4 protein-coding genes are annotated in these 12497 nt (G+C 44.5%); all 4 read left to right on the top strand.

Translation table 11 applies throughout. The features are described from left to right. Positions 1–288: 288 nt before the first annotated feature. The 4 genes from KFO40_RS13305 (at position 289) to KFO40_RS13290 (ending at position 12422) form a co-directional block, all read left to right on the top strand. Complete coding sequence (locus KFO40_RS13305; protein ID WP_211146449.1) at positions 289–2943, top strand: glycoside hydrolase family 2 protein; 2655 nt, start codon at positions 289–291, stop codon at positions 2941–2943. Positions 2944–3079: 136 nt separating this feature from the next. Further along, positions 3080–7513, top strand: coding sequence for a two-component regulator propeller domain-containing protein (locus KFO40_RS13300; RefSeq protein ID WP_368032937.1), 4434 nt, complete (start codon positions 3080–3082; stop codon positions 7511–7513). Positions 7514–7571: 58 nt separating this feature from the next. Further along, on the top strand, positions 7572–9254 hold the full coding sequence (locus KFO40_RS13295) for a polysaccharide lyase (protein ID WP_211146448.1): 1683 nt from the start codon (positions 7572–7574) through the stop codon (positions 9252–9254). A 30-nt stretch (positions 9255–9284) separates the two neighbouring features. Further along, entirely contained in the window at positions 9285–12422 is a 3138-nt protein-coding gene (locus tag KFO40_RS13290; protein ID WP_211146450.1) for a DUF6298 domain-containing protein, read from the top strand. Positions 12423–12497 lie beyond the last annotated feature (75 nt).

Genomic DNA, 12497 nt, shown 5'->3' with positions numbered 1-12497 from the left:
GGGCTTAATTATATAGCGTAGGGCAACGCCCTACGTAAAAACGACAATCTGAATTTGCGCCCTGAAAGGGCATAATTGTATACGGTTCCGCCCTTTCAGGGCTTGTGGCTGGTGTGTTTTTTTCGTAGGGCGTTGCCCTACGCTATATAATTAAGCCCTTTCAGGGCACCCCAATAAATATATAATTGTAAGGCTTTCAGCCTAACTGCAAAATTCTCATTTAACTGCAAAATTCTCATTTAACCAATAAATTCCCATTTAACGAATGAAATATATAAATAAAGAATTATGAATAAAAGACCATTTATCATCTTATCAGCTTTTCTGTTGCTATTTTCCTTGATAGAAAAAGGGCAGGCTACAGAAACTTACCGTCCCGAGACATCGGTTGCCGGATTCATCCAGCTTCCCGGTAGCGGGCGACAAGTCTATAATTTCAATCCGGGATGGCGCTTTTTCAGAGGCGATGTCCGGGGAGCAGAAGCGGTAAACTTCGATGACCGTTCCTGGAATGTCGTTTCCACCCCTCATACCGTAGAGTTGATGCCGGCCGAAGGAAGCGGATGCCGCAATTATCAGGGACCGGCTTGGTACCGTAAACACTTTGTCCTCCCCGCCGAAACAAAAGGGCAACGGGTAGTGCTTCATTTTGAAGCAGCTATGGGCAAACAGATTCTTTATCTGAATGGTAAACGCATTCAGGAACATCTGGGAGGTTATCTGCCTTTTACTTTAGACTTGACCGCCAATGGCGTACAAGCCGGAGACTCCTGTCTGCTCGCTGTTTTCACGGACAACAGTGATGACAAATCCTATCCTCCCGGAAAACGTCAATATACATTAGACTTTGCTTATCATGGTGGCATTTATCGTGATGTATGGATGATTGCCAAATCTCCGGTAGCTATTACTGACGCTATTGATTCACAAATCGTTGGCGGTGGAGGTGTATTCGTTCATTTTGATAAGATCAGTGAAAAGAGTGCGCAGGTATATGTAAACACCGAAGTTCAGAATGACGACGCCCGTTCCGAGTCAGTCACTGTAGAAACGACTTTGACAGATGCGGATGGAAAAGTAATCAAACGCAGTTCAGGAAAACTTTCTTTAAAGCCGGGAGAGAAGAAATCCATCCGTCAACAGATGGAAGTAAAGAATCCTACTCTTTGGTCACCGGATACACCTTATTTATATAGGGTACAATCACGTATTAAAAAAGGAAATAAATCCATTGACGGAGGCATTACCCGTGTCGGTATTCGTCTGGCAGAATTCCGTGGTAAAGACGGATTCTGGCTGAATGGCAAACCTTTCGGGCAACTGGTAGGAGCCAATCGCCATCAGGATTTTGCATACGTAGGCAATGCTTTGCCGAACTCACAGCAATGGCGTGACGCCAAACGTCTGCGTGATGCCGGATGTACCATTATTAGGGTAGCCCACTATCCCCAAGACCCTGCCTTTATGGATGCCTGTGACGAGCTCGGTTTGTTCGTGATTGTCGCTACTCCGGGATGGCAGTACTGGAACAAAGACCCGAAATTCGGGGAGTTGGTTCATCAGAATACCCGCGAAATGATTCGTCGTGACCGTAATCACCCTTCCGTATTGATGTGGGAACCCATCTTGAATGAAACCCGCTATCCGCTCGATTTTGCCTTGAAAGCTCTTGAGATTACCAAAGAAGAATATCCCTATCCGGGACGTCCGGTAGCTGCTGCCGATGTCCATTCGGCCGGAGTGAAAGAGCATTATGACGTTGTTTATGGCTGGCCGGGTGATGATGAAAAGGAAGACAAGCCGGAGCAATGTATCTTTACCCGTGAATTCGGGGAGAATGTAGACGACTGGTATGCTCACAACAATAATAACCGTGCCAGCCGCAGTTGGGGAGAACGCCCGTTACTGGTACAGGCTATGTCCTTGGCAAAGAGCTATGACGAGATGTACCGCACGACCGGTTTATTTATCGGTGGCGCCCAATGGCATCCGTTCGACCATCAGCGTGGTTACCATCCGGATCCTTATTGGGGCGGTATTTATGATGCTTTCCGTCAGAAGAAATATGCGTATGAAGTATTTCGCAGCCAGTCGCCGGCCAGCCTCCAACACCCATTGGCAGAATGTGGCCCGATGATATTCATTGCTCATGAAATGTCGCAGTTCTCCGATAAGGACGTAGTTGTATTCACAAACTGTGATTCAGTCCGTCTTTCTATTTATGATGGAACGAAAACCTGGACAAAACCGGTGATTCATGCCAAAGGGCACATGCCGAATGCTCCCGTTATATTCAAGAATGTCTGGGACTTTTGGGAAGCACGCGGATATAGCTATACTCAAAAGAACTGGCAAAAAGTGAACATGGTTGCCGAAGGAATCATCAACGGAAAAGTGGTATGCACTCAAAAGAAAATGCCTTCCCGACGTTCCACCAAACTACGTCTTTATGTAGATACTCAAAAAGTGAACCTGATAGCTGATGGCTCCGACTTTATCGTCGTAGTTGCTGAAGTAACCGATGATAGTGGGAATGTGCGCCGTCTGGCAAAAGAGAATATCGTTTTCACGGTAGAAGGTGAAGGAGAAATCATCGGAGATGCTACTATTGGCGCTAATCCCCGTGCGGTGGAGTTCGGCTCCGCTCCGGTGTTGATTCGTTCTACCCGGAAAGCCGGAAAAATAAAGGTGAAAGCCCGCGTACAGTTTGAGGGTACTCAAGCTCCGACAGCTACTGAAATTGAACTGGAAAGTGTTCCTGCAGAACTTCCTTTCTGCTATGAGGAACAGACTTATGAAATACAAAGGACAACACCATCCACTCTCAATGCAAACCCGGCCAAGGGATCATCTGAAGGAAAAGTACAACTGACAGAGGAAGAACGCCAACGAGTGTTGGATGAAGTAGAACGTCAACAGACTGAATTTGGAACTGAAAAATAGTACGATAAAGTGATTAGCAGGTTAGTGATTAGTGATTAGCGGGGTGACCTGCCAACTTGTTTTTTATATGTTACTAAAGCACTATTCAAAAAAAAAGACTATCTTTGAGTACGTTTAATTCCAATTATAGCCATCAATGAGAAAACGGAATATTCTAATACTATTACTATCCATGATAGGCATGTATGCTTTTGCCTATCCAAATATGATTGTAGAACACTACACGGCTGAACGTGGTTTGCCTAATAATATCGTAAACTGTACATTAAAAGGACAAGACGGATTTATCTGGTTCGGTACCTGGTATGGACTATGCAGCTTTGACGGAAGTAAATTCCGTTCCTACGATAATCATGACGGCTTTTATTCCCCAGACATTCCGCCGCGTAAAATTCAGCGCATCGTAGAAGATAAGAATGGTTTTCTGTGGATTAAGACTATCGACCGTAAACTCTATCTGTTCGATAAACGGCATGAGAGCTTTCACGTCGTCTACGATGATGTGAAAGAATATTCCGAGAACATTCAGATTATCAAGATTCAGACGACCGAAGACGGCGACGTATTGTTGCTGACAAAAGATAAAAGTCTTTTGCGTGCGTACACCGACAAGGAAGGTAAAATAACGATGAAACAATTGCATGATTCGCGTCCTAACGTGAACGTGTACGACATGCGTCTGAAACACAACATATTCTGCGAAACAGCCGAATTTATCAATTGGATCGGTATGGATTATCAGATTCTGTCCCTACGGAAAGGGGAAGCGCTGAAAGACAAACCTGCCGACTTTATACAGAAAAAAGTATCTGCTAACCCCGATCAGTTTACTTGTGCCTCCTATAATTCTAAATTCTTATGGTTGGGAGACAAGAAAGGCCACATTTATAGCATTGATCCGCAAAACGGAGTGGTCAACCGTTACGAGATACCGGAAATCAAACAGCCGGTTTCTAATTTGCTGGTAACGGAATCCGGTCTGATGTACATTACCACCAACGAAGGAGCATACGAGTACAATATCGGCTACAAACAGTTGACCAAGCTCCCCTTTACCATCCCCGAAAAGGACAATGGAATTATATTCTATGATAAATATGATAAGGTATGGTTTCAGGAGGGTAACCAGGCATTGACCTATTATGATCCCCTGAACAGGAGCCATCACCGCTTTACATTCCCCAATCAGAACGCAATCGGCAATTTTGAAATGCAGGATGCCGGCGAACAAGGCATGTTCTTTATGACTCCGGGAGGGGAAATTCTTCTATTCGACAGGGAGAAACTGGAAATGACCCGTATCAACCAATTGAAGCCTTTCTCCGACGATCTTCCCAATCAGCTTTTCTTCCATCTTCTGCTGGATAAAGATGGCATCCTTTGGCTGGCATCTACGAGCAGCGGAGTATACAGGCTTAATTTCCCCAAGAAGCAATTCCAACTGCTGACAGAAGTTTCTCCATCTCCGGTGGTGCCCGAGAGATCGACTTCTTGGAATCAGGGAATACGTGCTCTCTTCCAGGCGCAAAATGGGGATATTTGGGTAGGAACCCGCTGGCAAGCCCTGTATCGCCTAGATCGTAACGGACAAGTGAAACAAATCTTCTCGGATAAGAACTATCTGTTAGGAGCCGTATATCATATTATGGAAGACAAAGACGGTAATCTTTGGTTTTCCACCAAAGGAAACGGGCTTGTTAAAGCCGAACCGGACATGAATTCACCGCACGGGTTGCGTTTTACCCGTTATATCAATGACCCCAAGAATCCGAATTCTATCAGTAACAACGATGTGTACTTTACCTATCAGGACAGCCAGGGACGCATTTGGGTAGGATTACTGGGAGGAGGTCTGAATCTAATTTCCGAAGAGAACGGAGCAATTACCTTTATACATAAATACAATGGCTTGAAACAATATCCTGCATACGGTCTTTATATGGAGGTACGTACCATGACGGAAGATGAAGACGGACGTATTTGGGTAGGAACAATGGATGGTCTGATGTCTTTCGACGGACATTTCACTACCCCCGAACAGATCCAGTTTGAAACGTACCGCCAGGTCAGCGAAAATTCAAACGTAGCGGATAACGATATTTATGTACTCTACAAAGATACTGATTCGCAAATCTGGGTAAGTGTATTCGGAGGCGGTTTGAATAAATTAGTCCGCTATGATAAAGAAAAGCGTGAACCGATCTTCAAATCATACGGCATACGCGAAGGAATGAATAATGATGTAGTCAAATCCATCGTAGAAGATAAAAACGGCAACTTGTGGTTTACAACGGAAATTGGCTTGTCCTGCTTCAATAAGGCTACCGAACAGTTTCGTAACTACGACAAATACGACGGTTTCCTGAACGTAGAGCTGGAAGAGGGTAGTGCCCTCCGTACCTTGAATGGAGACTTGTGGATTGGTACCCGGCAGGGAATCCTGACATTCTCTCCCGACAAACTGGAAACATTGCATACGAACTACGATACACGTATTGTTGACTTTAAAGTTTCCAACCGCGATCTGCGTAGTTTCCGCGAATGTCCGATTCTGAAAGAATCCATCACATACGCCAAAGCAATCGAACTGAACTACAATCAATCCATGTTCACGATTGAATTTGCCGCATTGAATTTCTATAATCAGAACCGGGTATCTTACCGATATATACTTGAAGGATATGAAAAAGAATGGCATTATAACGGAAAGAATCGTATCGCTTCTTATACCAACGTACCTCCCGGCGACTATACATTCCGTGTAGAAACCGTAGATGAAGCCAATCCGGAGCTGGTTTCCAACTGTACACTGGCCATCACTATCCTTCCACCGTGGTGGTTGAGCTGGTGGGCAACCCTTATATATGTAATTCTAGGTTTGGCAGCTCTCTATTTCAGCCTGCGCCTGGCTTTCTTCATGCTCAAAATGAAGAATGATATTTATATCGAGCAGAAGGTATCAGAGATGAAAATCAAGTTCTTTACCAATATCTCCCATGAATTGCGCACTCCTTTGACATTGATAAAAGGTCCGATACAGGAACTAAGAGAACGCGAAAAGCTCTCTCCGAAAGGATTGCAATATGTGGATCTGATGGAGAAGAACACCAATCAAATGCTGCAATTAGTGAATCAGATCCTTGATTTCCGGAAGATTCAGAACGGCAAGATGCGTTTGCATGTGTCATTAATTGATTTTAATGAGATGATAGCTTCTTTCCAGAAAGAATTCCGGGTACTTTCCGAAGAAAACGAGATCAGTTTTACTTTCCAGTTGCCGGATGAACCGATTATGGTATGGGCGGACAAGGAAAAAATGAGCATTGTTATCCGCAACATCATATCCAACGCATTCAAATTCACTCATTCCGGAGGAAGTATTTATATAACTACCGGATTGACAGACGACGGTAAACGTTGTTACGTACGGGTGGAAGATAACGGAGTAGGTATTCCACAAAATAAACTGACCGAGATTTTCGAACGCTTCTCGCAAGGAGAGAACGCGAAAAACTCCTATTATCAGGGCACGGGTATCGGATTGGCACTTTCAAAAGAGATCGTCAATCTGCATCACGGACAGATTCGTGCCGAAAGTCCCGAAGGACAAGGAGCGGTGTTTATTGTGGAACTCCTGATGGATAAGGAGCATTACCGCCCGTCGGAAGTAGATTTCTATGTGGGAGATACGGAGACAGCCCCTATTGCGGTAGAACAAGATCCTGTTGCAAATGCCATATCCGAAGACGGTACGGAGGAAGAAGAACCGGAAATCGACGCTTCATTACCGACCCTTCTGTTGGTGGAAGATAACAAAGACCTTTGCCAGTTGATAAAGCTTCAGTTGGAAGACAAGTTTAATATCCATATTGCTAATAACGGAGTGGAAGGTTTGAAGAAAATACATCTGTATCATCCGGATATTGTGGTGACCGATCAGATGATGCCCGAAATGGATGGGCTTGAAATGTTGCAATCCATCCGCAAAGATTTCCAAATCAGCCATATCCCTGTCATTATCCTGACTGCGAAGAATGATGAAGGCGCCAAGACCAAAGCGATCACTTTAGGGGCGAACGCCTACATCACCAAACCTTTCAGTAAGGAATATCTGTTGGCACGTATCGACCAGTTGCTTGCCGAACGGAAACTGTTCCGTGAACGAATCCGTCAGCAAATGGAAAACCAGACGACGACCGAAGAAGACAGCTACGAACAATTTTTGGTAAAGAAAGACGTGCAGTTTCTCGAAAAGATACATCAGGTCATTGAAGAAAATATGGACGACAGTGACTTTAACATTGACACCATAGCATCCGGTATCGGATTGAGCCGTTCGGCATTCTTCAAGAAACTGAAGAGTCTTACCGGCCTGGCACCCGTCGACCTGGTAAAAGAGATTCGTTTGAATAAATCTATCGAACTGATTAAAAATACGGATTTAAGTGTTTCCGAAATTGCTTTTGCTGTCGGATTCAAGGATTCGGGATATTATAGTAAGTGTTTCCGGAAAAAATATAATCAGTCCCCTCGCGAATATATGAATGAATGGCGGAAAGGAGAGAGATAACCGATTACAAAATGCTTTCTTAATCGTCCTTTTAGAAACCTAATTAAGATTCGAAAGAATGAACAACATTAAGAAAGTATTATCAGCGTGGATGCTGGTTGCCTGTGTACTACCTGTGGCAGCCCAGTATCCTGTAATTCCGGACTCGGTAAAAGCAAGAGGAGCAAAACAAGAAGCGGAGTTTGAACGGAAATCGGATGCGGCATGGGAAAAAGCTTTGCCGACAGTGTTAGAAGAAGCAAAGAAAGGTCGTCGCTATAAGCCTTGGGCCTCCAAACCCGAAGATTTGATAAAAAGTAATATCCCGGCTTTCCCCGGCGCGGAAGGCGGAGGTATGTATACTCCCGGTGGTCGTGGAGGTAAAGTGATCGTGGTCACTTCGCTGGAAGATTCCGGTCCCGGAACATTACGCGAAGCCTGCGAAACGGGAGGTGCACGTATTATTGTATTCAATGTAGCGGGAGTGATTCGTTTGAAAAGCCCGATTAGCGTACGTGCCCCTTATGTAACGATTGCCGGACAAACAGCTCCCGGAGATGGTATCTGCGTCACCGGACAATCTTTCCTGATCGATACACACGATGTCGTGATTCGCCACATGCGCTTCCGTCGCGGTGCGCAGGACGTAGCTTTCCGTGATGATGCAGTAGGAGGGAATGCGGTTGGAAATATCATGATTGACCATTGCTCCGCCAGTTGGGGATTGGATGAAAACATGTCTATCTACCGTCATGTATACAACAGAGGGGCAGATGGACACGGGCTGAAACTTCCGACGGTAAACATTACCATCCAGAATTCTATTTTCTCTGAAGCATTGGATACCTACAATCATGCTTTCGGTGCAACCATCGGTGGGCATAACAGTATGTTCTGCCGTAATCTTTTTGCTTCCAACATCAGCCGGAATAGTTCGGTAGGTATGGACGGCGACTTTAACTTCGTCAATAATGTTGTTTTCAACTGGTGGAACCGTTCCGTAGACGGAGGCGATCACAACAGTTTCTACAATATGATAAACAACTATTTCAAACCCGGTCCGATCACTCCGATAGGTAAACCGATTTCTTATCGTATTCTCAAACCGGAAGCGGGACGTGACAAAAACAGACCGCTTTCATTCGGAAAAGCATACGTAAATGGAAATATTATCCATGGCAATGCCAAAGTTACAAAAGATAACTGGGACGGAGGCGTACAACTTAAAGAAGAGGTGGACGCCACAAAGTTTCTGCCGCTAATTAAATCGGACGAGGCTTTCAAAATGCCACCGGTAACTGTAATGGATACCAAAAAAGCTTATACCTTTGTATTAGATAATGTAGGAGCTAATTTTCCGAAACGTGACGTAGTAGATGCACGTGTCATTAAAACCGTACAAACAGGAAAGGCCATTTATGCGAAAGATGCACCGGAGTTTGTCTCTCCTTACGTGAAGAGACGGTTACCGGCTGATTCTTACAAGCAAGGTATCATCACAGATATTCGTCAGGTAGGCGGACTGCCCGAATATAAAGGTGAAGCGGTAGTAGACTCGGACGGCGACGGTATGCCGGATATTTGGGAAATTGCCAACGGATTGAATCCGAATGACCCGACCGACGCCAACATGGACTGCAACGGTGACGGATATACCAATATTGAAAAATACATCAATGGTATAGACACCAGAAAGAAAGTGGATTGGACAGACTTGAAGAACAATTACGATACATTGTCTAAACGGAAAAGTCTGTTGTAACCGGATGAAAAGATGATAAAGTTTATTGTAATGAATATACAAGTAAGAACGATCCTTTTAGGATTATTGAGCATTGGGTTTGTGCAAAGTTATGCGCAAACCTTTGCTTTACAGGTTAAGAATGACCAGATCACTTACCTGAATGATGATCGGGGAAACCGGATTCTCGATTTCTCTACATGCGGATATAAATTCTCCGAACAGGATATTCCTTCTGTCCGCAATGTGGTGTTTGTACCCTGGAAAGCCGGAGATAATACTGCACGTATTCAACGTGCCATTGATTATGTAGCTTCGCTGGCTCCTGACGCTTCCGGTTTTCGGGGAGCCGTATTACTCGATCAGGGAGAATTTTCCCTGTCCGGCAGTATTCGTATCTCCGCATCCGGAATTGTATTGCGGGGTACGGATAAAGAAAAAACAATACTGCTGAAAAAGGGCGTAGACAGAGGTGCGCTTATCTACATGGAAGGAGTGGACGACCTGAATGTGCAAGACACATTGAAGGTACTTTCCAACTATGTTCCGGTAAACGCGAGAACATTGGAAGTCGCTTCGGGTGTTTCTCTGAAAAAAGGAGATCGTGTCATGGTTACCCGTCCTTCCGGCAAAGAATGGATTGTCTCTTTGGGTTGTGATATTTTTGGAGGAGGTATCAGCGCTTTGGGATGGAAAGAAGGTGACATGGATCTGACTTGGGACAGAACAGTCAGTGAAGTAAACGGCAACCAGATAACACTGGATGCTCCGCTGACCGTAGCTTTGGATGCCAACTATGGAACTTCTTCCCTGTTGACTTATCAATGGAACGGACGTATTCACGATTGTGGCGTAGAAAATATGACACTGATTTCTGATTACGACAAGCGTTATCCTAAAGACGAGGATCATTGCTGGACAGGTATCTCCATTGAAGATGCGGAAAACTGTTGGGTGAGACTGGTTAACTTCAAGCATTTTGCAGGAAGCGCTGTGATTGTTCAGCGCACAGGTTCCAAAATTACCGTTGAAGACTGTATCTCGAAAGAACCTGTTTCAGAAATCGGAGGGATGCGTCGTTGCACTTTCCATACGTTGGGACAACAAACCTTATTTCAACGCTGCTATTCGGAACAGGGTATTCATGACTTTGCTGCCGGATATTGCGCAGCCGGTCCCAATGCTTTTGTACAATGTGATTCGTACGAATCTTTGGGATTCAGTGGTTCTATTGATGCCTGGGCGTGCGGACTGTTGTTTGACGTAGTAAATATCGACGGGCATAACCTGACTTTCAAGAATTTGGGACAAGATAAAAACGGAGCCGGTTGGAATACGGCAAACAGCTTGTTTTGGCAATGTACCGCAGCGGAAATCGAATGTTATGCCCCGGCAAAAGATGTGATGAACCGTGCATACGGTTGTTGGGCACAATTCTCCGGTGACGGTGAATGGGCACAATCCAACAATCATGTACAACCTCGCAGCATTTTTTATGCTCAATTGGAAGAACGGTTGAACAAAGAATGTGCAGAGCGTGCACGTATTCTTCCCAGAAATACAAGTGCAACCAGTAGTCCCACAGTGGAAGTAGCTATGGAACTCGCTAAAGAAGCATATAAACCACGGTTGACGTTGGAACATTGGATCGGCGATAACAAGTTTGCTCCTTCGGTGGTATCAACCGGAGTAAAATCAATCGATGACATTAAAGAGAAAAAGAGCGCTGCACTTGCAAAATCTTCTTCTTCTTCTTCTTCTTCTTCTGCTGCTGCTAAATTATTAACCCAACCGGAAGTAACTGTAACTAATGGACGTATTCAGATGAACGGTGCTCTATTGGTGGGAGGCAGTCATACCACCCCTTGGTGGAACGGAAAGCTCAAAACCAATTATCTGAAAAAGGCAAGTCCGGCCATCACCCGCTTTGTGCCGGGACGAGAGGGATTGGGATTAACCGACCGCATTGATTCTGTAGTCGACTTTATGAAACAGAAAAACATTCTTGTTTTCGATCAAAATTACGGTCTTTGGTATGACCGTCGCCGGGATGACCACGAACGGATTCGCCGTCGCGATGGTGATGTATGGGGACCTTTCTATGAACAGCCATTCGGTCGTAGCGGTCAGGGAACAGCATGGGAAGGATTGAGCAAATATGATTTGAAACGCCCTAATGCATGGTACTGGAGCCGCTTAAAAGAATTTGCAGAAAAAGGAAATAAGGACGGACTGCTGTTGTTCCATGAAAACTATTTCCAGCACAATATATTGGAAGCCGGTGCGCATTGGGTAGATTCTCCATGGAGAAGCAGCAATAACATCAATCAGACCGGATTTCCTGAACCTGCTCCATTTGCCGGAGACAAACGAATCTTTGTGGCGGATATGTTCTATGACATTACTCATCCTGTCCGTCGTGAACTGCACAGACAATATATCCGTCAGTGCCTGAATAACTTCGCAGACAATTCGAATGTTATTCAGTTGACAAGCGCCGAATTTACAGGTCCGTTGCATTTCGTACAATTTTGGTTGGACGTGATAGCCGAATGGGAAACTGAAACCGGAAAGAAAGCAAAAGTGGCATTGAGTACAACGAAAGACGTACAGGATGCAATCCTTGCAGATCCTAAACGCGCTGCCGTAGTAGATATTATTGATATTCGATACTGGCATTATAAGACGGATGGAATCTTTGCGCCGGAAGGTGGAAAGAATATGGCACCACGTCAGCACATGCGTAAGATGAAAGTGGGAAAGGTGACTTTCACAGAAGCATATAAAGCTGTCAATGAGTATCGTCAGAAATTTCCTCAAAAGGCAGTGACATTCTACGCACAGAATTATCCGGCTATGGGATGGGCTGTATTCATGGCGGGAGGTTCATGTCCTGTAATTCCGTGCACAGATAAAGCGTTCCTGAAGGATGCAGCAGCCATGGAAGTGGAAGAAACAAATACGGACGAGTACAAGAAAATGGTAAAATCTGATATTGGAAGTATCATTTATTCCAAGTCCGGAACAGAAATTCCTGTTCAATTATCGTCCGGAAAGTATGTATTAAAGTACATTCATCCTGCTTCCGGAAAGATTGAAACGATAAATAAATCACTGAAAATAAATGGTTTATACAATCTAAAGGTGCCAGATAAGAAAGAAGGTATTTATTGGTTCCATAAGTTATAAAGCAGAGAATCCCGTTGAAGACCATTCAGCGGGATTTTTGCTTTTTATTGGTAATTTCTAGTAAAAGAGTGTTAT

The sequence above is a fragment of the Bacteroides sp. 1001302B_160321_D4 genome, from assembly GCF_015667765.1.
In the GTDB taxonomy this organism is placed as follows: domain Bacteria; phylum Bacteroidota; class Bacteroidia; order Bacteroidales; family Bacteroidaceae; genus Bacteroides; species Bacteroides xylanisolvens.
This window is presented reverse-complemented; position numbering and strand designations above follow the sequence as displayed.

What these genes read in the sequence shown, in the direction of transcription:
- KFO40_RS13305 (WP_211146449.1), top strand. Translation starts at nt 289, where the DNA reads ATGAATAAAAGACCATTTATCATCTTATCAGCTTTTCTGTTGCTATTT.
- KFO40_RS13290 (WP_211146450.1), top strand. Translation starts at nt 9,285, where the DNA reads ATGAATATACAAGTAAGAACGATCCTTTTAGGATTATTGAGCATTGGG.
- KFO40_RS13295 (WP_211146448.1), top strand. Translation starts at nt 7,572, where the DNA reads ATGAACAACATTAAGAAAGTATTATCAGCGTGGATGCTGGTTGCCTGT.
- KFO40_RS13300 (WP_368032937.1), top strand. Translation starts at nt 3,080, where the DNA reads ATGAGAAAACGGAATATTCTAATACTATTACTATCCATGATAGGCATG.